A 23,759-nucleotide genomic window follows, 5' to 3' on the forward strand; every position below is an offset into this window, starting at 1 on the left:
AAAGTCCCAACCGGACAATCACGACGGGGCGACCTTCCCCACCCACAATCCTCAACGGCCACGTCGAGCAACGTCAACAAACAAACCGCTTGACAAGCCCATCCCCCATAGGGAATCAGGCGGCCTGCTTGCGGCGGCGCCGGCCACGGGCGAGCGCGAGCAGTCCCGAGCCGACGGCACCGGCCGCGGCGCCGACGAGCATCCCGCTGGCGAGCTTCGTGACGTGGGGCCGGCCGAGCTCGATCACGCCGTTGGCGAGGTCGGCCCCGTCGACGGCGACGCCGACGACGGTCAGGTTGCGCCGCAGGGCGCCCCGGGACACGAGGGTCACCGCGCCGAGCGCGATCTCCCGCGCCCCGAACATCCGGCCCATGTAGTCCAGTTGCGGATTCGCGGCCGGGTCGAGGCCGAACACGCGGGCGGTGGTCGAGGGCGCGGCGAACGCGCCGACGCCGAGCACGATGCGCCCGAGCGAGAGTCCGGTCACGGGATCCATCTGGAAGCGAACAGCCATGCGCAGACCATAGTGCTCCGGCGGGTGGCGGCGTGGGATCCTTCCTCCATGACGACTCCGCCCTCCGGCAACGACCCGTACCAGCCGTACGGCCAGCCGTCCGGCCAACCGCCCTACGGCGGCCAGCCTCCGGGCCAGCCGTACGGCGCGCCCTACGGCCAGCCGACGCAGCCGTTCGGGTACGCCCCGCCTCCGGCGACCAACGGCATGGCGATCGCCTCACTCGTGGTGAGCATCGTGTCGCTGGTGGTGTGCGCCGGATTCACCGGGTTCGTCGGCGCCATCCTCGGTCACGTCGCCAAGGGCCAGATCCGGCGGAGCAACGAGCAGGGCGGGGGACTGGCGCTGGCCGGCATCATCGTCGGGTGGCTCGGCTTCGCGCTGTTCATCGCGCTCGTCGTGGGCTTCATCGCCCTCGGCGTCTGGGCCGAGAACACTGTCGACGACTGCTACACCCGCTCGGACGGCGTCTACCGCTGCGACTGACCCGGCCGCGGCGCGGTCAGGCCCGACGGACGTAGGTCCTCAGCCACCGGTCGATCTCGTCGTACGCACGAGCCCGGGGCTCGGCCCGTGAGAGCACCACGTCGTGCACCGCCCCTGGTACGGCGGCATAGGTGACGTGCCGGCCGACGGCGACCGACCAGCGCCGGATCTGCTCGACATCGAGGACGATGTCGGTCGAGAAGACCTCCTCGTCCATGCCGGTGGGATGGCCCGAGCGGTCCGAGGAGAGCACCAGCACCGGCGCCGGCACGTCGAGCCCGGCCTGCAGCCGGGCATGCCCCCGGCGCACCGCCCGCAGCCAGCCGAGGCGCACCGGGAACGAGTCGACCGGCTTCCACCGGAGGTCGAAGTCCCACTCGCCCTGGTGGTCGCGGTGCAGGCTGCGGCCGTAGTAGCCGCTCACGTCGCGGGGGAAGACCTGCAGCGGCCGGCGGCGCCCGGCCTGGTCGATCACGCGGTTCGCCACGGGCGTGCGCATCCAGGCCTTGCCCTGCAGGTCCAGCCACGGAGAGTTGAGCACCAGGCCGGCGAGCTCCGGGGGCCGCCGGTCGTCGGCCCACAGGGCCACCACCAGACCGCCGGTGGAATGGCCCGAGAGCACGACCCGTCGGTGGCCGTCGCGGCCGGTGATCCGCTCCCACGCGGCATCCAGCTCGGCGAAGTAGTCGGTGAGGTCCGCGACATAGGTGGCCGACTGGTGGGGCCGCAGCGACCGGCCGTACTTGCGCAGGTCGAGGCCGTACATGGCGTGGTCGCGCTCCAGCCACCACTCGCCGTACGCCGCGTGGAAGAAGTAGTCGGAGAAGCCGTGGACATGGAGGGTGGCGGCTCCGGTCGGCTCCGCGGCGGGGCGGTGGACCAGTGTGGCGACGACCTCGCCCTCGAAGTCGTCGGCCAGCGGGATGGTCTCCGCGGTCCAGGGGGCACCCAGGATGTCGACGGTCCTCGTGTCGCTCACGCCCAGAGTCTAAGGAGGGCGGGTGGCCGACCGTACGCTGTGCCGATGGACGATGCCTGGGCCCGGCTCCGCGAGAGGCTGCTGGCCCGCGGCCGGATGCCGGAGCTCCCGGACGGCTGGCGACATCAGTCGGCGATGATCGCCGCCGAGGGCTACGCGTACGGCGGCGACTTCGTCGTCAGCGACCTCGACGTGGCCGCCGGCCGACTGCACACCGTCCTCGTCGACGTGTGCGGAAGCGGCGAGACCGCCGTGCCGGCGGCGCTCCAGTTCGCCGGCGCCCTGGAGAGCCTGATCCGGGTCGTGCCGGCCGCTGAGCTGCTGCCGGATGCCAATGCGTACCTGCTGGCCCAGCCGTCGGGGGAGAGCATCGCGACCGCCGTCCAGCTCGACCTCGATCTCGCGACCGGCGCCTATCTCATCCGCAGCGCCGGACATCCGCCCGCCCTGGTGTGGTCGACGGTGACGCGGGACTGGCGCATCGACAACGCGCGCGGCACCGCCCTGGGCGTCAGCGAGACTCCGGAGGTCTACGAGAGTGCCGGTGTGCTCGACCCTGGGGACGCCCTGCTGTTCTACACCGACGGGGTCGTCGAGTCGCGCGCCGTCGACATCGACGCGGGGATCGCCTGGCTCCGGCAGGCCGCCCGGGCGTCGTACCTCGCGGGGTGGGAGGGCGCGGCTCACCGGATCATCGACGGCGTCGAGCGTGGCGACGACGACCGGGCGGTGCTGGTGCTGGCCCGGTCCTGACCCGTCCCACCCGAGGGAATATGGTTGACATGTCACCTGTTGGGCCGGGTGACAGCACATCACCACCGAGGAGCGGACCATGCAGATCGGGATCTTCACCGTCGGCGACGTCACCACCGACCCGACCACCGGGCGGACGCCGTCGGAGTACGAGCGGATCAAGGCGACCGTCGCGATCGCGAAGAAGGCCGAGGAGATCGGCCTCGACGTGTTCGCGACCGGCGAGCACCACAACCCCCCGTTCGTCGCGTCCAACCCGACCGCGACCCTCGCCTACATCGGTGCCCAGACCGAGAGCATCATCCTCTCGACCGCCACGACGCTGATCACGACGACCGATCCGGTGCTCATCGCGGAGGACTACGCGAAGATCCAGCACCTCACCGACGGTCGGGTCGACCTGATGATGGGCCGGGGCAACACCGGCCCGGTCTACCCCTGGTTCGGCAAGGACATCCGCCAGGGCATCAACCTCGCCGCCGAGAACTACGCGCTGCTCCGCCGGCTGTGGAGCGAGGACGTCGTCGACTGGGAGGGCCGGTTCCGGACCCCGCTGCAGGGCTACACCTCGACCCCGCGGCCGCTGGACGGCGTCGCGCCGTTCGTGTGGCACGGGTCGATCCGCAGCCCCGAGATCGCGGAGCAGGCGGCCTACTACGGCGACGGCTACTTCCACAACCACATCTTCTGGCCGGCCTCGCACGCCGCACAGATGGTCGACCTCTACCGTGAGCGCTTCGAGCACTACGGCCACGGTCGCGCGGACCAGGCGATCGTCGGCCTCGGTGGCCAGATCTTCATGCACAAGGACAGCCAGGAGGCGGTCCGGCGGTTCCGGCCCTACTTCGACAACGCGCCGGTCTACGGCCACGGCCCCTCGTTGGAGGAGTTCACCGAGCACACGCCGCTGACCGTCGGCTCACCCCAGCAGGTGCTGGAGCGCACCCTGTCGTTCCGGGAGTACGCCGGCCACTACCAGCGTCAGCTGTTCCTGGTCGACCACGCGGGCCTGCCGCTGAAGACGGTCCTCGAGCAGCTTGACCTGCTCGGCGAGATCCTGCCGGACATGCGCAAGGGCTTCGCGGAGGGCCGCCCGGCCGACGTACCCGACGCGCCCACCCACGCCTCGCTCGTCGCGGCGGCCGGCGGCGCGAAGGACGTGACCGTCCACGCCGAGGACACCATGACCGGCACCACCGACCGCGAGGAGGTCGACGCCCGATGACCGAGGTCGTCGTCGTCTCGGCGGGACTGTCCGTCCCGTCCTCGACCAAGCTGCTCGCCGACAAGCTCGGCGATGCCGTCGCCCGCGCGGTGGGCGCCCGCGGCCACGAGGCGCACGTCGAGCAGATCGAGCTGCGCCCGCTCGCCCACGCCCTGGCCGACCACCTGCTGACCGGGTTCCCGACGGGCGAGCTGGAGCGCGCGATCGAGGCCGTGCGGCACGCCGACGGCCTGGTCGTGGTCACGCCGGTCTTCTCCGCGTCGTACTCCGGGCTCTTCAAGACCTTCTTCGACGTCTTGGAGCCCGGCCTGCTCGACGGGAAGCCCGTGGTGGTCGCCGCCACGGCGGGCACGGCGCGGCACAGCCTCGTGCTGGACCACGCGCTGCGACCGCTGTTCGCCTACCTGCGCGCGGTCGTGCTGCCCACCGGGGTCTTCGCGGCCAGCGAGGACTTCGGCGCCACCGACGACGGCTCCCTCGACAAGCGGGTCGAGCGGGCGGCGGGTGAGCTCGCGGCCCAGCTCGGCAGCGCACCCGCGGCGCGGCCGGCAGCCCCCGCCCGGCGTACCGTCGCCGACGAGTTCGCGGCCCCGACGCCGTTCGAGCAGCTGCTCCGCGAGGCGAGCGGCGACGCCGTCCGCTGACCGTGACAGTGCTGGTGTCATGATGGGGGAGCCCGCCGTCGTGAGAGGAACACCATGCGCCGCACTGTCTTCGACGAGGACCACGAGTCCTTCCGCCAGACCATCCGCTCGTTCATCGAGGCCGAGGTGGTGCCGCACTACCAGGAGTGGTTCGAGCAGGGGATCGTCCCGCGCGACTTCTACCTGAAGCTCGGCGAGCTCGGCACCTTCGGCATCGAGGTGCCCGAGGAGTACGGCGGCGCGGGGATCGAGTCGTTCAAGTTCGCCGCGGTCCAGTACGAGGAGATGTCGCGCGCCGGCGTCAGCTTCGGTGGCTCGAGCACGCACGTCGCGCTGTGCCTGCCGTACATCCTCAAGCTGGCCACCGAGGAGCAGAAGAAGCGCTGGCTGCCCGGGTTCGTCACCGGCGAGACGATGTTCGCGATCGCGATGACCGAGCCGGGCACCGGCTCGGACCTCGCCGGCATGACCACGACCGCCAAGCGCGACGGGGACGGCTATGTCCTCAACGGCGCCAAGACGTTCATCACCGGCGGCGTGCACGCCGACCGCGTGATCGTCTGCGCCCGCACCTCGCCGCCGCTGGAGAACAACCGCCGCTTCGGCATCTCGCTGTTCGTCGTCGACACGACGTCCGACGGCTACACGGTGGGTCGCAAGCTCGACAAGATCGGCCTGCGCACCTCCGACACCGCCGAGCTGTCCTTCTCCGACGTCCGGGTCCCGGCCGAGGACCTGCTCGGCGAGGAGAACGAGGGCTTCGGCTATCTCGGCCAGAACCTCCCGCAGGAGCGCCTCGGCATCGCCTTCGGCGCCTACGCCCAGGCGGCCGCCGCCGTCCGCTTCACGACGCAGTACGTCGAGGAGCGCAAGGTCTTCGGCCAGCCGGTGGCCCACTTCCAGAACACCAAGTTCGAGCTCGCCGCCTGTCAGGCCGAGGTCGACGCCGCCCAGGCCGTCGCCGACCGTGCCCTCGAGGCGCACGACCTCGGCCAGCTGACCGCGGTCGAGGCGGCCTCGGCCAAGCTGTTCTGCACCGAGGTCGCCTCGCGCGTGATTGATCGCTGCCTCCAGCTCCACGGGGGCTACGGCTACATGAACGAGTACCCCATCGCCCGCCTGTACGCCGACAACCGGGTCAACCGGATCTACGGCGGCACGTCGGAGGTGATGAAGCTGATCATCGCCAAGAGCATGGGTCTGTAGGCCGGCAGCGTGGCGCCCGCGCGCAGCGCGTCGGAGGCAAGCGTGGGTCTGTAGGCCGGCAGCGTGGCGCCCGCGCGCAGCGCGTCGGAGGCAAGCGTGGGCCCGGAGGGTCCACGCGCAGCCTCCGACAGGCGACACGCTCGGCCCAAAAAAACTCAGTGGCGGTAGGTGCCGGTGAGGATCGCGCGCCCGAGGGTCTTGAACGCCAGGTTGAACGACACCACCGCCGCCGAGACGTCCGAGTCGACGCCGAGGGTCTCCTCGCCCACGGCGTGCACCACGAACTGGTAGCGGTGCACCTGGTCGCCCGGAGGCGGGGCGGCGCCCATGAACGCCTTCGGGCCGCCGTCGTTGCGGCACATGAACGCCGTGCCGGGCAGCGCCGCGCCGGCGGCGCCGGCCCCCGTGGGCAGCGAGGTCACGTCGCCGGGGAGGTCGACCAGGACCCAGTGCCAGAAGCCGCTCGGGGTCGGGGCATCCGGGTCGAAGCAGGTGATGACATAGGACTTCGTGCCCTCTGGCGCACCCGACCAGGACAGCTGCGGTGACGTGTTGCCGTGCGCGGCGACCTGGTCGTCCTTCAGCGGCTGGCCGTCGGTGAGGTCGTCGCTCGTGACGGAGAACGACGGCACGACGGGCAGCAGCGCGTAGGGGTCCGGGGCGACGGGTCGATCGAGACTCATGTCACCACGCTAGTCCGGGTGCTGGTCCCGTCGTGGGGGTGGCCCGCCGGATGCCGGGAGAATGGGTGTGTGAGCGAGTTCCCCCCGTACCCCTCTGGTCTGCGCCTCGCCGGGCGCCGCGTGCTTGTCGTCGGTGGTGGCCAGGTCGCCCAGCGGCGGGTGCCGCAGTTGATCGCGGTCGGCGCCGACGTGCACGTCGTGTCGCCGGTGGTGACACCGGCGATCGAGGGTCTGGTCGGCTCGGGGGAGATCACCTGGCACGAGCGGGCGTTCGCGGACGCCGACCTGGATGCGGCGTGGTACGTCATCGCGGTCACCGACGACCGCGTCGTCAACGACCACGTGTCCGCGCTGTGCGAGCGGCAGCGGGTGTTCTGCGTGCGCTCCGACGACGCCACCCTCGGTACGGCGTGGACGCCGGCGGTCGGCCGCGAGGCCGGGATCACCGTGGCGGTGGTCGGCAACCGCGATCCTCGCCGTTCGGCCTCGGTGCGCGACGAGATCGTGGCCGGTCTGCGGGACGGCACCATCGCCGCCCCGCACCACCGGGACCGTACGCCCGGCGTGACCCTCGTGGGCGGCGGGCCCGGCGACCCGGAGCTGATATCGATCGCCGGGCGCAAGGCGCTGATGGCTGCCGACGTGGTCGTGGCCGACCGGCTCGCCCCGCGCGAGCTCCTCGGCGACCTGCCGAGCGACGTGGAGCTGGTCGACGTCGCGAAGCTGCCCCGGGGGCGCTCGGCGCAGCAGGAGGAGATCAACCGGATCATCGTGGAGCGGGCGCTCGCCGGAAAGCGCGTGGTCCGCTTCAAGGGCGGCGACAACTTCGTCTTCGGCCGCGGCTTCGAGGAGATCATCGCCTGCCGCGCCGCCGGCGTACCGGTGACCGTGATCCCCGGCCTCACCTCGCCCGTGTCGGTGCCGGGCATCGCCGGCATCCCGGTGACCCACCGTGGCGTCACGCACGAGTTCACGGTCGTCTCGGGGCACCTGCCGCCCGGTCATCCGGAGTCGCTGGTCGACTACGACGCGCTGGCCCGGATGCGAGGCACCGTCGTGGTGATGATGGGCGTCGAGAACGCGCCGCACATCGCCGCCGCCCTCGTCGCCGGTGGCCGCCCCGCCTCGACGCCCGTCGCCGTCGTCTGCGACGGCACCATGCCGACCCAGCGGACCGTGCTCGCGACGCTCGGCACCCTGGCCGGCCGCCTGGCGGAGGAGTCCGTCAAGCCGCCGGCGATCATCGTGGTCGGCGAGGTGGTGGCCGTCGCCCATCCCGACGCCTTCGCCGACGCCTTCCCCGACGCCGACCCGGCCTGAGCGGGCGACCGTGGCCGAGCTGGTCGAGATCACCGACCCTGCCGACCCGCGGCTGGGCGACTACCGGGACCTGCGCGACGTCGAGCTCCGCAAGCACCTGGAGGCCGAGCACGGCCTGTTCCTCGCCGAGGGGGAGAAGGTCGTCCGGCGTGCGGTGGAGGCCGGCTTCGCGCCGCGCTCCTTCCTGATGGCGCCCCGCTGGCTCGACGGTCTGGCCGACGTCCTCGACCGCTCCGACGTCCCCTGTTTCGTCGTCTCGGAGGACCTGGCTGAGGAGGTCACCGGCTTCCACGTCCACCGCGGCGCCCTCGCCTCCCTCCGGCGCCGTCCGCTGCCCTCCCTGGACGAGGTGCTGGCCGAGGCTCGCTCGGTCCTGGTGCTCGAGGACATCGTCGACCACACCAACGTGGGCGCCATCCTGCGCTCCGGAGCCGCCCTGGGCTTCGACGCCGTCCTGCTGGCACCCCGCTGCGCCGACCCGCTCTACCGGCGCGCCATCAAGGTCGCGATGGGCGCGGTCTTCGCGCTGCCCTGGACCCGCCTCCCCGACTGGTCCGAGGCTCTGCCGGACCTCACCCGCCGCGGCTTCACCACCGTCGCGCTCACGCTCGCCCCGGACGCCGTACCCATCGAGGAGGCGGTGGCCGGCCAGGACAAGGTCGCCCTCGTCCTCGGCTCCGAGGGCCACGGCCTGTCCCCGCGCTGGGAGCAGTCCGCCGACCGACGCGCCATCATCCCGATGGCCCGCACCATCGAGCACGGCGTCGACTCGCTCAACGTGGCCGCCGCGACCGCCGTGGCCTGCTACGTCACCGCCCGCCGCTGACCGCTCGCGAAATCGGACACGCTGTCGCACTACCGCTCGGACGCCCAGCGCCCTAATGTCCCCTCCATGGCGGATGAGAACACGTTCTACCCAACCGTCCCGGTCGTGGTCTGGGGCACCGGCAACATGGGCCGCGCGTCCATCCGGGCGGTCGCGGCGCACCCCGGGCTGAGCCTCGCGGCGGTGATCGTCAACGACCCGGCCAAGGTCGGGCGCGACGCGGGTGACCTGGCCGAGCTCGGCCGGACCCTCGGCGTGGCGGCGACGGACGACGTCGAGGCGGCCCTCGCGACCCTCGACGGCACGGGTGCGGTGGCCTACGCCGCGTCGGGCGAGCTGCGACCCGACGACGCGGTCATCGACATCGCCCGCGCGCTCGCCGGCGGGGCCGTGGTCGTGACGCCCTCCGTCTACGCGCTCTACGACCACCGCAGCGCGCCTGCCGAGCTGCGCGACCCGCTGGAGAAGGCGTGCGCCGACGGTGGGAGCGCGCTGTTCGTCAGCGGCATCGACCCGGGCTGGGGCAACGACCTGCTGCCGGCGCTGGTCAGCGGCCTGGCCTCGGAGATCGACCAGGTCCGCTGTCAGGAGATCTTCGACTATTCGACGTACGACGCCGAGGACTCGGTCCGCTACATCGTGGGCATGGGCCAGCCGATGGACTACGAGCCGCCGATGGTGGCGGCCGGGATCCCCTCGATGGTCTGGGGCGGGCAGGTCCGGCTGATCGCCCGCGCGCTCGGCGTCGAGATCGACGAGCTGCGCGAGACGCTCGACCGGCGGGCGCTCGACGCGACCGTCACGACCGCGCTGGGGGAGTTCGAGGCGGGCACCCAGGGCGCCCTGCGGTTCGAGGTGCAGGGCATCGTCGGCGGCGAGCCGCGGATCGTCATCGAGCACGTCACCCGGATCACCGCCGGCTGCGCCACCGACTGGCCGATGCCGGCCGACGGCGGCGACGGTGCCCACCGCGTCATCATCGAGGGCCGCCCGCGGATCGAGATCAACGTCGAGGCCACCGACGAGGGCGGCAACCGGGCGGCCGGCGGCAACGCGACCGCGGCCAACCGGCTGGTCAACGCGATCCCATGGCTGCGCACCGCCACACCCGGCCTCTACGACGGCCTCGACGTGCCGCTCCAGCCCAGCGTCTACCTGCGGACCGCCGAGGAGGCGTGAGCATGTTCATCGAGATCCCCGAGGGCAAGGACCCGATCGGCTACGTCTGGGGCGAGCTGGTGCCCGGCATCGGCCCCGCGGCAGCGACGCTGGCGATGAGCGTCTACGAGCACAGCACGCTCGGCCTGCGCGAGTTCGAGGCCGCCCGGCTCCGGATCGCCCAGATCAACGGCTGCCTGTTCTGCCAGGACTGGCGCACCGAGCGGGACGGGCAGAAGGTCGAGGAGACCTTCGACCGCGCGGTCGAGGAGTGGCGCACCACCGCCGACTTCGACGAGCGCACCCGTCTCGCCGCCGAGTACGCCGAGCGCTACGCCCTCGACCACCACGGCATCGACGACGGCTTCTGGCAGCGGATCCGTGCCCACTACACCGACCGCGAGATCGTCGAGCTGTCGATGTGCCTGGGCTCCTGGCTGTCCTTCGGCCGACTCAACCGGGTGCTCGGCCTGGACGCGGCCTGCGTCCTACCGAGCCACGCGGCCCGCTCCTGAGCGACGCTCAGCGCCGCAGCAGCGTGGCGAAGCGGGCGATCGTCTCGTCGATCGCCCGCTGGCACGCGGCCGACCAGGGACCCATGTCGAAGAACCCATGGATCAGCCCCGGGTACGTCGTCTGGTGCACCTCGACGCCCGCGGCGGCGAGGGCCTCGGCGTAGGCGATGCCCTCGTCGCGCAGCGGGTCGAGCTCGGCGGTGACGACGACCGCCGGCGGCTGCCCGGCGAGGTTGCCGTGCAGGGGCGAGATCTTCGGGTCGGCGAGGTCGTCGGCGGTGTCGGCGTAGTGACCGATGAACCAGATCAGGGTCGGCTGGTCGAGGAAGTAGCCGGTCGCGTTCTCGTCGCGTGAGGCGTAGCTGCCGAGCACGTCGGTCGCCGGGTAGACGAGCAGCTGGGCCGCGATGCCGGGGACGTGCTGGGCCGCGACCGCGGACAGGTTGCCGCCGGCGGAGTCGCCGGCCACGGCGAGCACGTCGCTGCCGCCGTACTCCGCGATCCGGGACTGCACGTCGCGCACCGCGGCGATCGCGTCCTCGGCCGCGGCGGGGAACTTCGCCTCGGGCGCGAGCCGGTAGTCGACCGCGACCACCACGGCTTCGGCTCCGGCGCAGATCGCCCGCGCCATCGCCGCATGCGTGTCGAGATCGCCGATCACGAAGCCGCCGCCGTGGAGCAGGACCACGGTCGGCACCGGACCCCCGGCGGACGGCCGGTAGACCCGGGCTGCCAGCGGGCCGACCGCGCCGGCGACCGTGGCGTCCTCGACGGAGGCCACCTCGGCGAGGCTCCCGGGCGGGCGGAAGTCCACGGTCAGCTTGCGGAACGAGTCCCGCGCCGCGGCGGGCGTCAGGGTGTGCAGCGGGGTCCCTGCTTCGATCAGCTGGAGCAGGGGAGCGAGCTCGGCGTCGACGGACATGCGGGCAACCTAGCCCAGAACCCGGCGCCGGGCACCCGGGCTCGGTCCGTTCCTCAGGTGGGCCACTCGGCGGGGTAGTCGTCGACGGCCGCGTCGTGCTGCTTGCGCAGCTTCTTCATCGCCTTGGCCGAGATCCGGTCGCCGAACACCGTGCCGAGGGTGTGGTCCGTCTCGTGCTGGAGGCACTTCGCGAGCAGCCCGTCGCCCTCGAACCGGACCCGGCTGCCGTCGAGCCCGGTGCCCTCGACCACGGCGTAGTCGGGCCGGGCGCAGTCGACGAAGGCGCCGGGGTAGGACAGACAGCCCTCGGGGCTGTCGTCGAGCCGCCGCTCGACGTCCTCGGGGTCCACGAGCGTGGGATTGCAGACCACGCCGACCACCCGCCGCCCCTCCTCGTCGGGGCAGTCGAAGACGAACATCGCGACGTCCTCGCCGATCTGGCACGCGGCGAGGCCCACGCCGTCGGCGGCGTACATGGTGGCGACCATGTCGGCGGCGAGGGAGCGCAGGGCGTCGTCGTACACCTCGACCCGGGCCTGGGGCCGGTGCATGACCGGGGTTCCCCAGCGCGTCATCGCCCGCACGCTCCCGTTGCGGGGCAGGGGTCCGTACGGCGCGTGCGGGGTCTGGTCCTCCATGCCGCGCATCGTAGGGGCGAGGATCACGGACGGCCGATTCGGTCGATATGCGACTCAGGTGTAGCGCGGTGTGTAACTCACGGTTACAGTTACCGCATGTCCTTGATCAGCAACCTCAAGCCGGGCGGGAAGCATGGGGTCCCGAGCAGCGAGAGCCGGGATCCCATCGGCTACCTCGTCGCCGGCCTCAACCGGCTCGCCCAGACCGACCTCCTCGACAAGGTCCGCCTCCGCAAGCCGACCGAGCAGGCGGTCTTCTCCGTCACCCGGACCGGCTTCAAGACGATGACCACCGCCAGCCGGACCTTCGCCAAGGCAGGCAAGGGCGGTCAGCCAGGTGCCCGGCCGAAGCATGCTGCCGCGAGCGGTGTCTTCGACCTCACGCCCGGCGAGGACGAGCAGATGCTCGTCGACGTCGTCACCGAGTTCGCCGACGAGGTCGTCCGACCCGCCGCGGCCGAGGCCGACAAGACCTGTGCTGCGCCCGACGACCTGCTCAAGGCCAGCCTCGACATCGGCCTGCCGATCCTCGGCCTGCCCGAGAGCCTCGGCGGCGTGTCCGAGGAGCGTTCCGCGATGGCCGGCACCCTGGTCGCCGAGGCGCTCGCCAAGGGCGACATGGGTTTGGCGGTGGCGACGCTGGCGCCCGGCTCGGTGGCGACCGCGATCGGCCTGTGGGGCACCGACGCCCAGCAGCAGACCTACCTGCCGGCGTTCAGCGCCGAGGACGGGTCGGTGCCGGCCGCGGCCCTGGCGCTCAACGAGCCCACCGTGCTCTTCGACGTGTTCAGCCCCTCGACCACCGCCAGGCGGAGCGACGACGGTGCTGGCTTCGTCCTCAACGGCGCCAAGAGCCTGGTCGCCCGCGGCGACCACGCCGAGCTCTTCGTCGTCGGGGCGAGCCTCGACGGCAAGCCGGTGCTCTTCCTCGTCGAGTCCGGCGCCACGGGCCTCGCCATCGCGGGCGACCCCGCGATGGGCGTGCGGGCCGCGTCGATGACCACGCTGGTCCTCGAGGACGTCACCGTTCCCGCCGACGCGGTGCTGGGCGAGACCGACGGGTCGACGTACACCGAGTGCGTGCGCCTCTCCCGCCTCGCCTGGTGCGCCCTCGCGGTCGGCACCGGCCAGGCCGTGCTCGACTACGTCACGCCGTACGTCCAGGGCCGCGAGGCCTTCGGCGAGCCGATCGCGCACCGTCAGTCGGTGGCCTTCATGGTCGCGAACATCGCGATCGAGCTGCAGGGCATGCGACTGCTGACCTACCGCGCCGCCTCCCGCGCCGCGGCCGGCAAGGACTTCTCCCGCGAGGTCGCCCTCGCCCGCAAGGCGTGCACCGACAAGGGCATGCAGATCGGCCTCGACGGCGTCCAGCTGCTCGGTGGCCACGGGTTCGTCAAGGAGCATCCGGTCGAGCGGTGGTACCGCGACCTGCGGGCCATCGGAATCATGGAAGGAACGGTGCTGGTCTGATGGCCATCAACCTCGAGGTGCCCAAGAAGCACCGGGCGCTGGTCGATCAGGCCCACCAGGTCGCGATGAACATGCTGCGACCGATCTCCCGCAAGTACGACATCGCCGAGCACGAGTACCCCAAGGAGCTCGACATGCTCGCGGCGATGATCGACGGGCTCTCCGAGTCCGGCGCGAGCGAGGGCGCGGGGGCGACCGGCGTACGACGCGACAGCGACGACTCGGACAAGAAGACCGTCAAGAACGGCGCCAACCTGGCCTCGGTGACCTCGGTCGCCGAGATGTGCTGGGGCGACACCGGGCTGCTGCTCTCGATGCCCCGCCAGGGCCTCGGCAACTCCGCGATCGCCTCGGTCGCCAACGACGAGCAGCTCGAGCGGTTCAAGGGCCGGTGGGCGTCGATGGCGATCACCGAGCCGTCCTTCGGCTCCGACTCCGCCGCGATCTCGACCACCGCCGTCCTCGACGGCGACGAGTACGTCATCAACGGCGAGAAGATCTTCGTCACCTCCGGCGAGCGCTCCGACTGCATCGTCGTCTGGGCGACCCTCGACAAGTCCCTCGGCCGGGCTGCGATCAAGTCGTTCGTGGTCGAGAAGGACACGCCCGGGGTCAAGGTCGAGCGGCTGGAGGAGAAGCTCGGCATCCGGGCCTCCGACACCGCGGTGATCACCTTCACCGACGCTCGCGTGCCGAAGGACAACCTCCTCGGCTCGCCGGAGGTCAACGTCGAGCAGGGCTTCGCCGGCGCGATGGCGACCTTCGACAACACCCGGCCGCTCGTCGCCGCGATGGCGGTCGGCTGCGCCCGGGCCTCGCTCGACCTGACCCGTGACCTGCTCAAGGAGGCCGGCATCGAGGTCGACTACGACCGACCGGCGATCCTGCAGCACGCCGCGGCGGCCAAGTTCCTCCAGCTCGAGTCCGACTGGGAGGCCGGGCGCCTGCTCACCCTCCAGGCCGCGTGGATGGCCGACAACCGCAAGCCCAACTCGCTGGAGGCCTCGATGGCCAAGGCGAAGGCCGGCCGGGTCGGCTCCGACGTCACGCTGTCCTGTGTCGAGCTGTGCGCCTCGATCGGCTACAGCGAGGAGGAGCTGCTCGAGAAGTGGGCCCGCGACTCCAAGATCCTCGACATCTTCGAGGGCACCCAGCAGATTCAGCAGCTCATCGTCGCGCGCCGGATCCTGGGCCTGTCGAGCGCTGAGCTGAAGTGAGCTGACGGCTCGATCGCTGCGAGGCCCGTTCCTGCCGGAGGGTGGGGCGGGCCTCGGCGATTCCGGGGTGGAACGTGTCTCAATTGGGCAGAGACTGCAGGTTCCCGGCCCGAATCGTTGCGGTTTGGGACCAAACCGCAACATCTCACCCGATCCCGCGGAGCACCTCCGCGCCGGGCCCGGGCTCGACGAGGTGGTGCCGGGGAGGGGCCCAGCCCCGCTCGGCGTACGCCGCATCCACCGCCTCCCGTACGACGCCCGCGCGGTCCGCGGCGACCAGGGTGAGGGCGCAGCCGCCGAACCCTCCTCCGGTCATCCGCGCGCCGAGCGCTCCGGCCTCGAGCCCGGTGTCGACGACCTGGTCGAGCTGCGGGACGCTCACCTCGTAGTCGTCGCGCAGCGAGGCGTGCGAGGCGGTCATCAGCGCGCCGAGGCGCGCCCAGGCCCGGGCCCCGATCGCGTCCACCGCGTCCCGGACCCGGGCATTCTCGGTCACGACGTGCCGGCGCCGCCGGGGGTGGCCGCGCGCGTACTCCCGTCGCCGCTGGGCGTAGCCGCCGTCGCCGTCGGCCAGCACGTGCCGCACCCGCGTGTCGGTGACCAGCAGGACGAGCCCGTCCTCGGCCACCGGGAACGACACCGGGGCCGTCACGGGGGAGTCGGGGTCGGCGAAGTCGATGAGCAGCGCGTGCCCGTCCGAGCCGAGCATGGCGGCGAGCTGGTCCATGCCCCCGGTGGGGGCGCCGACGTGCTCGGTCTCCGCCCGCCGGCAGGCCTCGGCGAGGAGGCGACGCCCCGCCCCGTCGAGAGGTACGCCGAGCAGCCCGGCGATCGCGGTCGCCACCGCGCACTCCAGCGCGGCCGAGCTGGCCAGGCCGCCGCCGAGCGGCAGCGTGGAGACGAGGTCGATGTCGAGGCCCGGCACCTCCCAGCCGATCCGGCGCAGCTCGGCGAGCACGCCGACGACGTACTCCTGCCAGTGGGGATCGCCCGGCACGGCCTCGCGGCTGGTGACCCGCAGCTGGTCGTCGCCCCGGGGCCGGACCGCGGCGATGGTGGCCAGGCCGATCGCGAACGGCAGGCACAGTCCTCCGTTGTAGTCGGTGTGCTCGCCGATCAGGTTGACCCGGCCGGGGGCGCGCGCGACGACCGGCGCGGAGGGTGAGTTCACGCCCGCCATCCTGCCCGCTCGGGACGCCGCGGGCCGGGGCTAGGGTGACCGCCGTGCCCCGTCCGCTCATCGTCGCCGCCGCCCGCTCCGAGGTCGCCTACGTCCCTGCCGGGATCGACGTGGTCGTCACCGGCATCGGCAAGACCGCTGCCGCGACCGCGCTGACCCGCCATCTCGCCGGCCGGTCCGATCTGGCCGACCTGGTCGTCGTCAACCTCGGCACCGCCGGGGCGCTGCACGACGGGCTCGACGGCGAGCACGGGCTCCACGAGATCGGGACCGTGCTCAACCACGACATCAACGGCGACGCGATCCGCGCACTCGGGTACGACCCGCGCGACCGGCTCGTGATCGGGGAGAGCGCCACCGTGCTCGCCACCGGCGATGTCTTCGTCAACGACCCGTCGGTGCGGACGCGGCTCGGCGAGCGGGCTCAGCTGGTCGACATGGAGGGCTATGCCGTCGCGTACGTCGCGCAGGAGTTCGGCGTCCCGCTGCGGATGGTCAAGCACGTCTCCGACAACGCCGACGAGGGCGCGATGGAGTGGGTCGCCCTGGTCGATCGCAGCGCCCGGGTCCTGGGGGAGTGGGCGGCGCGCCACCTCGGCTGACCCGACCGTCAGCGGCTGCTGGACGCCCGGCGCCCGCGGACGACGCCGACGAAGTCCTGGTGGACCGGGCTGTCGGCATCGCGGAGCCAGACGAGGGCCACCGTGGTCGGGTCGAGCTCGACCGGCCGGTGGACGACGTCCTTGCGGTGGTGCAGTCGCGCCAGCGACATCGGCACGATGACGATCCCGCTGCCGGAGGCGGCGACCTCGATCGCGTCCTTCACCGTCATCTCGGGGAAGGACAGCTGCTCGACCGCCGGCGTCCAGCCCGACGGATGGGGCAGCACCAGCTGCTCGTCCGCGAGGTCGGCCAGGGGGATGGGCGTGTCGCCGTCGGCAGCCGCCACGAAGTGCTCCCGGCCCGCCACGACGACCGGCACCTCGTCGTACAGGCGCACGCAGTGGAGGGCGGTCGGGCGGTCGAGGTCGACCGGCAGCCGGACCAGCGCCATGTCGGCGGCGCCCTCGTCGAGGACGGCGCGCTGACGCTGCTCCTCGACGGGGAGGAGGTCGAGCCGGATCCGCGGATTGCGCTCCCGCCAGGCCCGGGCCCACTTGTCGGGGGTCACTCCGGGAACGAAGGCGACACGCAGCTCCTGCATGCGCCCACGATCCCAGAGCGAGCCCGTCAGTCGTGCATCTAGGGTTGGGCGACCAGACCGAACTGGAGGGTCCCGGTGTCGTCGACGCCCGCGTCGAGCACCATCGTGTCGAGCTGCTGGGCGGAGCCCTCGTCGAGGTAGACGGTGGCGCCGCCCTGCTCGACGACCTGGTCGCCGGGTTCGGCCTGTTCGGCCGCGGACACGGCGAAGCCGGCCTCGGCCTGGGTGATCCGCAGTCCCGCGGAGTCGGGGACGTCGGGGGCGTCGGTCATCTGCTTGACGATCGTGCAGGCGTTCTCGGTGAGGGTGAGCATGGCGTGCCTTCTCGGTTCGTGGTCAGAGACCTTCCCCACCGTTGCAGGTGGGGGGTCGTCCTTCAAGGCGTCGGGCGTGTCGCCGCAGCGCGCGCCGCGCCCCGACAGCGGCGTACGCGCCGGTCAGCGCGGTGACCAGGACCATCGCCCGCGGCCGGCTGTCGCGGCGGATCAGGTGCCCGATACCGGTCGCGGTGTCGGAGAGGTCGACCCCCAGCGACAGCAGCTGGAGCCGGCCGCGCTCAGCCTCGCCGGCCAGCAGGTACGCCGTCCCCAGAGCGATCGCCCGGCCGCCGTAGATCCGGGTCAGGTAGCCGATCTCCGGCGTGGGCGCGATGCCGAAGCCGCGAGCGGTCCCTGTCGGCGCGACGAGGGACGCCAGTCCCAGGCCGATCCGGCCCCAGGCCAGCAGGGAGAGGCTGTCGAGACGGGCGGTGCGGCGATCGCGGTCGGCTTCCATGGAGCGATCCTGTTCGCCCCGGGCCTCGACGACCATGACCCGGGAGGTCATGGTGGTGCCGGAAAGGGGGTGCCGATGCGGTGTCCGGGCCCGGCCTTTGCTACGGTTTCTCCGCACTCGTCCGGGTGGCGGAATTGGCAGACGCGCTAGCTTGAGGTGCTAGTGCCCGTATTAGGGCGTGGGGGTTCAAGTCCCCCCTCGGACACCAGCAAGGCCCCGAGTTTCTGTAGGTCAGAGGCTCGGGGCCGTTGCCATTCGCGCCTCAGGACGCCTCCTGATGCCCGACAGATACGCCGGTGGCGAGGTGTGCGGCGGGTCACGGATTGCGGCTGACCGACACCGCCGGGTCGCGTGCTCACGTCCCACGAGGCTCGGGTACCCGAGCCGCCCAGCGACGACCTTGATCTGTTCGCCCGAGGCCAGCAGGAGGCTGGCGTGGGTGCTGCGCAGGCGCTCGTCGACGGGACCGGGACGTGGACCGGCACGTTCTCGGGCACAGGTTCGACGTCAGCCCCGGCTCAGGCCGAACCGCTGCCCAGGGGCACAACGCTGCGGCTGCCAGCAATGTCGTCTTCGGCGCCGAGAAGAGCGCCGCAAGAAGGCGAAAGCCAGGACGGCCGTCCAGAGAGCCTCGTTCGGCTTCTCCTTGCGGACGGCCTCTGCCCCCCCTCATTGTCGAGGTGGGTGGTGGGGCCGCTCTCGTTCCCCCCTGGTGGCTTTGGGCCGGAGGGGATATCACGTGCCGCAGGACGTGCTTGGAAACTGGTCCTCGTTGAGTCCTGACAGATCACATGCGACTTCGGACAATTCGTCGAAACCGGGAGAACCCTGCATTCGTTGGCTTGTCGTTATCGGAACTTTACTCACGCCTGCTGTCGAAGGCCCTACGCTCCGGTCATGACCGGCAGTGAACTCGTCGTCGTCCAAGCCGCCTCGTCTGCGATCGCCTCCGTCGTGAACGCAGCCAACACCGTGTACTCCCAGATCCGCTCCTACGGGATCGAGCAGGACACCCAACGCGAATTGCTTCGGGTCCAGCTGGAACAGATCCGGTCGTACGAGATCGCCGAAGGTCTCCTCGTCCTTCATCGCCAACAGTTCCGCGGGCTGCGAGAGTTGTTCGACGACGCCGAGACGCGGCGGGGCACGCCGTCGTACGACGTGTTCTTCAAGGCTGCGACGGAAGCCTCTCGCGAACTCGCTGACAACATTCGCGACTACCTGCGCGCAGTTCGCTGATGTTCGGTCGAAAGAGCAAACACCAGGGGGCCGGCGGGTATTCGCCCGTCCCGTCGCCACCCGCAGCGGCCGACCGGGCACCCGAGGTCGTCGATCCGACCTTGACAAACCGAGGCACGGCTCCGAAGTCAGTATCAACACCTGTCGAGAGTGGAGCCACTACCCGCCCCAACGATCAGGGGATCGTCGATGATGCCGTTACGGACGGGGGCGCGGATCCGCTAGCGACCTTGACGCTTGCCGTTCTTGAGGCGATTCGGCGTTGGAGTCTGGCAAACGGCTACGAGAACGTGCCGCCGGAGATCCTGTTGCAACAAGTCAACGACCTGACACAAGGTTGGAAGAGCACGAGGCGCCCAGGGTATGAGGGCTGAGGACCATGTTGAGGCATTGACGAGGGCATCCCACATTCTCGTCGGGGCAGGTGCCGTTGCGACCGTCGGCGGCGCGGCCATTCTGCTCTGGCTCATCAGCCGCGGTTCCGCCAAGCGTCGTTGGGAACTGCAACGGGCGCACAGGATTGCAGACGGCATCTTGGAGGAGGCGAAGCGGCGCCAGCATGGGCTATCTCCGCGTCCCTATCCGCGTCGGTTCGGTCGGGGGCGGCAGGTCGCGACCGCCGTTGTCGGCGCTGGGGTACTTGCCCTGCTGCTCGGACTTGCGACGGGCTACGAATTGGCCGATCTGAAGCGAACCAACGCTGAGCAGGGTCGGGATTCCACACAGCGGGGCGGCAGCCGTGCTCCGGGGTTCGGCGACTGTGTGCGTGCCTATTACACCAACGCCTACGCAGAGGACGTGCCGTCGGTGCCCTGTGACAGCGTGAAGGCCATCGCTCAGGTAGTTCCTCAGGGATCGCGCTGCGGAAGTCCCTTCCGCCTCGCCGGTTCGGCCCACCCAGACGCCTGTTTGCGGCGCGTCTTTCGGAAGGGCGACTGCATGCCCGCGTGGCTGAGCAAGAGGCATGCCCGAAACCGCGTGCTCACCGTCTACATCGACCGGAGAAGCAACTGCGGGACCAAGCCTGACAGCGGCATCCCTGAGAGGCCCGACTTTGTACCAGCAACGGCACGGTGGGGTCAGGCGAAGATTCTCTGGGTGCGTCCCTGGGAGAAGGGACGTCGACCGTGCTGGAGCCTGTTCACGTTCAAACGTCACGGATTTCGGGTCTGTGTAGAAGGGCAGTGGCAGTGAGCGTTGCGGGGCGGCTTCCCGCCATACACTTCCTCGTGACGTAGAAGTCGATGACCCCGTTGGCGAGCGAGTCGAGGTAGATGACTTCGTCGGAATGCCCGATCCACATCGCGACCCGACGCTGCGTGGCAGGAGCAAGCGTGTGTGGAACGCTGCGACTAGTGTCCGAACGAGAGTCCGGCTGCACCTTTCGGGAGGTCAGTTCGGAGCGCCGTGGACCGTGATGCTGCGTTGTCAGTCCCAGCCGACGTCCTTCGGGTACGCAACCTGGGCCGCTTCGCGACCATGAATGACCTTGACGGCCTGGGCGCACATATCTCGCCCGCGCCACGGTGGCGCTCGTAGGGAGTGCGGGTGGAAGCGGCTGCTTCAGGAACGCGGCAACCGCAACTGTTTGTGCGGATGTCCTTGCCTGAGGTCAGGCTTGCTGGCCGTCGTAGTTCGGCGCGTCCTGGGGAAGGATCAGGCGCCCGCCGCCAGGTCACGAGACAAAGTGGGCACTATCTCCGAGTGCCCTCGGGCACCAGACGTTCCGCGTTACAGCACCTTCCTAGACTCCTCGCGTGACCGATACCCGCGCCCGGCTGTGCCTCACCATGATCGTCAAGGACGAGGCCGCCATCATCGAGCGCTGCCTGGCGGCCGCTGCTCCCTGGATCGACGCCTGGGCGATCCACGACACCGGATCGTCGGACGACACGGCGGAGATCATCACGTCGTTCTTCGACCGGCAGGGCCTCCCGGGGCGGTTGACCCACGGGCGATTCGACGACTTCGCGCAGGCGCGCAACGACTCGCTCGCGGCAGCACGGGACACGGCCGCGGCCGAGGGCGCGGACTACCTGCTGCTGTGCGACGCGGACATGGAGCTGGTGGTCGAGGATCCCGCGTTCCGTGCCGCGCTGACCGCCGACGCCTACCTCCTCGAGCAGCGGGCCAGCGGCCTCGACTACGCCAACGTCCGGCTCGTGCGGGTCGACGCACCCGCCCGGTACGTCGGCGTCACGCACGAGTACCTCGACGTCGGCGAGGCGGTCCGGCCGCTCCTCGGCGGAGCCTGGTTCCGCGATCACGCGGAGGGGGCCAGCCGGGAGGTGAAGTTCGAGCGGGACCTCGCCCTGCTCGAGCGCGGTATCGCCGACGAGCCCGACAACGTCCGCTACCGCTTCTACCTGGCCCAGACCCTGCGCGACCTCGGCCGGCACCGGGAGGCGGTGGCGGCCTACGAGCGTCGGGCGGCCCTGGGCGGCTGGGAGGAGGAGGTCTGGTACTCGTTGCTGCAGGTTGCGGTGCTGCGCGAGCGTCTCGGGGACGACGACCACGACGTGCTCACGGCCTACCTGACGGCGTACGAGCGTCGTCCCGGGCGCGCCGAGACGCTGGTGGAGCTGGCTCGGCACCTGCGCGAGCGGGGCCGCCACCATCTGGCCCACGTCTTCGCGACGAGGGCGGTCGAGCTCGGACCGACCGAGGACATCCTCTTCGTGAGCTCCGGCGCCTACGGCTGGCGGGCCCGCGACGAGCTGGCGGTCTCGAGCTACTGGGTGGGCAGGTACGACGAGTCCGCCGCGCTCGCCCAGGCCCTGCTCGCCGACCCTGCGCTCCCGGTCGACGAGCGAGCCCGGGTCGAGCAGAACCTGGCCTTCGCCCGAGAGCAGGCCTCCCTACACTGATCGGCGTGCCTCGTCCCGCGCTCGCCGCCCTCGCTCTGCTCACCGTCGTCCTCGTCGCCGGATGCAGCGGCGACGGCGACGACAAGCCGGCTCCGACCGCCGAGTCGTCGGCGACTCTGTCGGCCGCCGACAGGCTGGTCCAGACCGGCTTGCAGCAGCTCGACGCGGGTGACGACGTCAAGGCCCGGGCCACTTTCGAGAACGTGCTGGAGCTCGATCCGGACAACGTCTACGCCCACTACAACCTCGGGCTACTGGCCCAGGAGGCCGGGAAGCAGGACGTGGCGATCGAGCGGTACGACGCGGCGCTGGCCACCGATCCTGCCTTCGCCCCGGCGCTCTACAACAAGGGCATCGTGCTCGAGACCACCGATCTCGACGCGTCGGTCGAGCTCTACCGGCGGGCCGTTGCCGCCGATCCGGAGATGGCCGCCGCGCACATGCGGCTCGGGTTCGCCCTCCTGCACCTGGGCGAGACCGAGGAGGCCGAGGAGCACCTGGCGACCGGGGTCGAGCTCGACCCGTCGATGGCGGACGTCGAGGCGCCGTCGTACGACTGACCGAGGGCACGGGACCTGGGTCCCTAGTTTCGCCGATTCGCGACCACGGGGTCGGACCGGCCGTTAGCGTCCTGGCGTGACTACTTTCCGGCCCCGCGCCATCGCCTCCCTGTCCCTCGCGACGCTGGCCACGGCGGCGCTCATCGGCACCGGAGGCGCGGCCCAGGCCGCCGACCGGACGAAGCCTGAGACCCGCGTCATCAGCGCGTGCTTCAGCGTCAAGACCGGCAAGATCCGGATCGTCAAGAACGTCAAGCGCTGCCGCCCCGGCGAGGATCACATCCGCTGGACCCGCGGCCTCGACCGCAATCGCGGGCCGCAGGGCGAGGCGGGGGCCAGTGGTCCGTCCGGCTCGGTCGGCGCCACGGGCGCTACCGGTGCCACGGGCGCGGCCGGCGCTACCGGTGCCACAGGCGCGACGGGAGCCGCGGGTGCCACCGGCGCCACCGGGGCGACAGGCGGCATCGGACCGACCGGCCCCGCGGGGCCGACGGGCGCGACGGGAGCCACGGGCGAGACCGGGGCCACCGGCGCGACCGGAGGCATCGGCCTGGCCGGTGCGACCGGCCCGACCGGCCCGACCGGCCCCGTCGGACCCACCGGCGCCGTCGGCCCGACCGGTCCCACGGGAGCCGACGGAGCCACCGGAGCCGTCGGCCCGACCGGTCCTGCCGGCTCCGGGGCCATGCTGTCGAGCAGCAGCGGCACGACGCCGGCGGTCACGACCACCGTCCTCGGTGGGATCGGCAACACCGCCACGGTGCTGCCGATCAACGGCACCGGCTCCGTCAGCGGTGTCTCGATCGCCGGGGGCACGATCGACGCGACGGCCTCCGCGATCGCGGGCCTGGCCCAGCCGATCACCGGCGACCGCACCCTCAACGGCATCGACGGCTACTTCACCAACAACGTCGCGATGTCGCTGATCGGCACCACTCTGACCGCCGAGGTCCAGCTCTGGGCGTCCACGACCCCCGACAACGTGTTCACGCCGGTCCCCGGCGCGACCTGCACGCTGGCACCCAGCCTCACCGGGATCCTCGCTATCGGCACGGTCTTGAGCTGCACCACGACCGGCCTCGCCATTCCGCTGGTCGACCAGACGCAGGTCATCCTGGTCGTGCGGTCCAACGTGACGGCAGGGCTCGACAGCGCCACGGCCCTCAGCGGCTACTGGTCCGCAGGGCTCAAGCTCTCCTGACGAAGCCGCCCTTCGGTCCTCGGACACCGAGGCCGGGCCCCGACGCGCTGCACGGCAGAGCGTCGGGGCTTTCGCGCGTCCGCTGCGTCGTGTAGCGCAGGTGCACGCTCGCGGTCTTCTCTCCGGCGATCGCTGCCGCTATCGTGGTCGTCGCGCACGCAGGGACCTTGATCTT

Annotated in this window: 25 protein-coding genes and 1 tRNA gene; 17 read left to right on the forward strand and 9 right to left on the reverse strand. The window is 71.3% G+C overall.

All coding sequences use genetic code 11. The features are described 5' to 3' along the window. Nucleotides 1–115: 115 nt before the first annotated feature. The gene (locus RB608_RS19935; RefSeq protein WP_308089804.1) at nt 116–514 is read right to left on the reverse strand and encodes a DUF4267 domain-containing protein; all 399 of its coding nucleotides are present in this window, start codon (nt 512–514) and stop codon (nt 116–118) included. A 48-nt stretch (nt 515–562) separates the two neighbouring features. Here RB608_RS19935 and RB608_RS19940 point away from each other — a divergent pair, with 48 nt between their 5' ends. Beyond that, nucleotides 563–1,000 carry a DUF4190 domain-containing protein gene (locus RB608_RS19940; protein WP_308089805.1) on the forward strand — a complete coding sequence of 146 codons (438 nt, stop codon included), beginning with the start codon at nt 563–565 and terminating at the stop codon, nt 998–1,000. Between the two features lie 16 nt (nt 1,001–1,016). On the opposite strand, the gene RB608_RS19945 is transcribed toward RB608_RS19940, so the two are convergent. Then, nucleotides 1,017–1,979 (reverse strand): alpha/beta hydrolase, encoded by a 963-nt coding sequence (locus tag RB608_RS19945; RefSeq protein ID WP_308089806.1) that lies wholly within the window; start codon nt 1,977–1,979, stop codon nt 1,017–1,019. Nucleotides 1,980–2,024: 45 nt separating this feature from the next. On the opposite strand from RB608_RS19945, the gene RB608_RS19950 reads away from it, so the two are divergent. The 4 genes from RB608_RS19950 to RB608_RS19965 all read left to right on the forward strand — a co-directional run bounded on the left by RB608_RS19950 (nt 2,025) and on the right by RB608_RS19965 (nt 5,807). After that, on the forward strand, nt 2,025–2,732 hold the full coding sequence (locus RB608_RS19950; protein ID WP_308089807.1) for a PP2C family protein-serine/threonine phosphatase: 708 nt from the start codon (nt 2,025–2,027) through the stop codon (nt 2,730–2,732). Between the two features lie 79 nt (nt 2,733–2,811). Beyond that, nucleotides 2,812–3,957, forward strand: coding sequence for an LLM class flavin-dependent oxidoreductase (locus RB608_RS19955; protein ID WP_308089808.1), 1,146 nt, complete (start codon nt 2,812–2,814; stop codon nt 3,955–3,957). Then, nucleotides 3,954–4,601 (forward strand): FMN reductase, encoded by a 648-nt coding sequence (locus tag RB608_RS19960; protein ID WP_308089809.1) that lies wholly within the window; start codon nt 3,954–3,956, stop codon nt 4,599–4,601. Before RB608_RS19955 ends, RB608_RS19960 begins: the two co-directional genes overlap by 4 nt. Nucleotides 4,602–4,655: 54 nt before the next feature. Then, nucleotides 4,656–5,807, forward strand: coding sequence for an acyl-CoA dehydrogenase family protein (locus RB608_RS19965; RefSeq protein ID WP_308089810.1), 1,152 nt, complete (start codon nt 4,656–4,658; stop codon nt 5,805–5,807). Nucleotides 5,808–5,962: 155 nt separating this feature from the next. Here RB608_RS19965 and RB608_RS19970 read toward each other — a convergent pair whose 3' ends face one another. Continuing rightward, nucleotides 5,963–6,490 carry a YbhB/YbcL family Raf kinase inhibitor-like protein gene (locus RB608_RS19970; RefSeq protein ID WP_308089811.1) on the reverse strand — a complete coding sequence of 176 codons (528 nt, stop codon included), beginning with the start codon at nt 6,488–6,490 and terminating at the stop codon, nt 5,963–5,965. A 69-nt stretch (nt 6,491–6,559) separates the two neighbouring features. Here RB608_RS19970 and cobA point away from each other — a divergent pair, with 69 nt between their 5' ends. The 4 genes from cobA to RB608_RS19990 all read left to right on the forward strand — a co-directional run bounded on the left by cobA (nt 6,560) and on the right by RB608_RS19990 (nt 10,309). Then, on the forward strand, nt 6,560–7,810 hold the full coding sequence (gene cobA, locus RB608_RS19975) for a uroporphyrinogen-III C-methyltransferase (protein WP_308089812.1): 1,251 nt from the start codon (nt 6,560–6,562) through the stop codon (nt 7,808–7,810). A gap of 10 nt (nt 7,811–7,820) precedes the next feature. Then, on the forward strand, nt 7,821–8,636 hold the full coding sequence (locus RB608_RS19980; RefSeq protein ID WP_308089813.1) for an RNA methyltransferase: 816 nt from the start codon (nt 7,821–7,823) through the stop codon (nt 8,634–8,636). A 66-nt stretch (nt 8,637–8,702) separates the two neighbouring features. Beyond that, nucleotides 8,703–9,815: a dihydrodipicolinate reductase gene (locus tag RB608_RS19985; RefSeq protein ID WP_308089814.1), complete on the forward strand. Its 1,113-nt coding sequence runs from the start codon at nt 8,703–8,705 to the stop codon at nt 9,813–9,815. A 2-nt stretch (nt 9,816–9,817) separates the two neighbouring features. Then, complete coding sequence (locus RB608_RS19990; protein ID WP_308089995.1) at nt 9,818–10,309, forward strand: carboxymuconolactone decarboxylase family protein; 492 nt, start codon at nt 9,818–9,820, stop codon at nt 10,307–10,309. 7 nt (nt 10,310–10,316) lie between these two features. Here RB608_RS19990 and RB608_RS19995 read toward each other — a convergent pair whose 3' ends face one another. Together RB608_RS19995 and def are read right to left on the reverse strand one after the other, a co-directional pair. Beyond that, nucleotides 10,317–11,231 carry an alpha/beta hydrolase gene (locus tag RB608_RS19995; RefSeq protein ID WP_308089815.1) on the reverse strand — a complete coding sequence of 305 codons (915 nt, stop codon included), beginning with the start codon at nt 11,229–11,231 and terminating at the stop codon, nt 10,317–10,319. 53 nt (nt 11,232–11,284) lie between these two features. Next, the gene (gene def / locus RB608_RS20000; RefSeq protein ID WP_308089996.1) at nt 11,285–11,878 is read right to left on the reverse strand and encodes a peptide deformylase; all 594 of its coding nucleotides are present in this window, start codon (nt 11,876–11,878) and stop codon (nt 11,285–11,287) included. Between the two features lie 87 nt (nt 11,879–11,965). Between def and RB608_RS20005 the strand changes: the two genes are divergently transcribed. Together RB608_RS20005 and RB608_RS20010 are read left to right on the forward strand one after the other, a co-directional pair. Further along, entirely contained in the window at nt 11,966–13,342 is a 1,377-nt protein-coding gene (locus tag RB608_RS20005; protein ID WP_308089816.1) for an acyl-CoA dehydrogenase family protein, read from the forward strand. Next, the gene (locus RB608_RS20010; protein WP_308089817.1) at nt 13,342–14,559 is read left to right on the forward strand and encodes an acyl-CoA dehydrogenase family protein; all 1,218 of its coding nucleotides are present in this window, start codon (nt 13,342–13,344) and stop codon (nt 14,557–14,559) included. Before RB608_RS20005 ends, RB608_RS20010 begins: the two co-directional genes overlap by 1 nt. A 145-nt stretch (nt 14,560–14,704) precedes the next feature. Here RB608_RS20010 and RB608_RS20015 read toward each other — a convergent pair whose 3' ends face one another. Continuing rightward, nucleotides 14,705–15,730, reverse strand: a complete 1,026-nt coding sequence (locus RB608_RS20015) for a galactokinase family protein (protein WP_308089818.1) — start codon at nt 15,728–15,730, stop codon at nt 14,705–14,707. Between the two features lie 53 nt (nt 15,731–15,783). Between RB608_RS20015 and RB608_RS20020 the strand changes: the two genes are divergently transcribed. Then, entirely contained in the window at nt 15,784–16,341 is a 558-nt protein-coding gene (locus tag RB608_RS20020; RefSeq protein WP_308089819.1) for a nucleosidase, read from the forward strand. Nucleotides 16,342–16,349: 8 nt separating this feature from the next. Here the strand turns inward: RB608_RS20020 and RB608_RS20025 are convergent, their stop codons facing one another. From RB608_RS20025 to RB608_RS20035, 3 genes are read right to left on the reverse strand one after another with little or no spacing between them, the layout of a single operon-like run. Further along, the gene (locus tag RB608_RS20025) at nt 16,350–16,943 is read right to left on the reverse strand and encodes a LysR family transcriptional regulator substrate-binding protein (protein WP_308089820.1); all 594 of its coding nucleotides are present in this window, start codon (nt 16,941–16,943) and stop codon (nt 16,350–16,352) included. A 38-nt stretch (nt 16,944–16,981) separates the two neighbouring features. Continuing rightward, nucleotides 16,982–17,257 carry a Fe-S cluster assembly protein HesB gene (locus RB608_RS20030; RefSeq protein ID WP_308089821.1) on the reverse strand — a complete coding sequence of 92 codons (276 nt, stop codon included), beginning with the start codon at nt 17,255–17,257 and terminating at the stop codon, nt 16,982–16,984. A 22-nt stretch (nt 17,258–17,279) separates the two neighbouring features. Next, entirely contained in the window at nt 17,280–17,717 is a 438-nt protein-coding gene (locus RB608_RS20035) for a hypothetical protein (protein WP_308089822.1), read from the reverse strand. A 119-nt stretch (nt 17,718–17,836) separates the two neighbouring features. Here RB608_RS20035 and RB608_RS20040 point away from each other — a divergent pair. From RB608_RS20040 to RB608_RS20060, 5 genes are all read left to right on the forward strand, one after another. After that, nucleotides 17,837–17,925, forward strand: a tRNA-Leu gene (locus RB608_RS20040). A gap of 689 nt (nt 17,926–18,614) precedes the next feature. After that, nucleotides 18,615–18,956, forward strand: a complete 342-nt coding sequence (locus RB608_RS20045; RefSeq protein ID WP_308089823.1) for a hypothetical protein — start codon at nt 18,615–18,617, stop codon at nt 18,954–18,956. Between the two features lie 1,757 nt (nt 18,957–20,713). Further along, nucleotides 20,714–21,823, forward strand: coding sequence for a hypothetical protein (locus RB608_RS20050; RefSeq protein WP_308089824.1), 1,110 nt, complete (start codon nt 20,714–20,716; stop codon nt 21,821–21,823). A gap of 5 nt (nt 21,824–21,828) precedes the next feature. Further along, the gene (locus RB608_RS20055; RefSeq protein ID WP_308089825.1) at nt 21,829–22,383 is read left to right on the forward strand and encodes a tetratricopeptide repeat protein; all 555 of its coding nucleotides are present in this window, start codon (nt 21,829–21,831) and stop codon (nt 22,381–22,383) included. Nucleotides 22,384–22,459: 76 nt separating this feature from the next. Then, the gene (locus tag RB608_RS20060; protein ID WP_308089826.1) at nt 22,460–23,584 is read left to right on the forward strand and encodes an exosporium glycoprotein BclB-related protein; all 1,125 of its coding nucleotides are present in this window, start codon (nt 22,460–22,462) and stop codon (nt 23,582–23,584) included. Nucleotides 23,585–23,759: the final 175 nt, after the last annotated feature.

The sequence above is a fragment of the Nocardioides sp. LHD-245 genome, assembly GCF_030929495.1.
In the GTDB taxonomy this organism is placed as follows: domain Bacteria; phylum Actinomycetota; class Actinomycetes; order Propionibacteriales; family Nocardioidaceae; genus Nocardioides.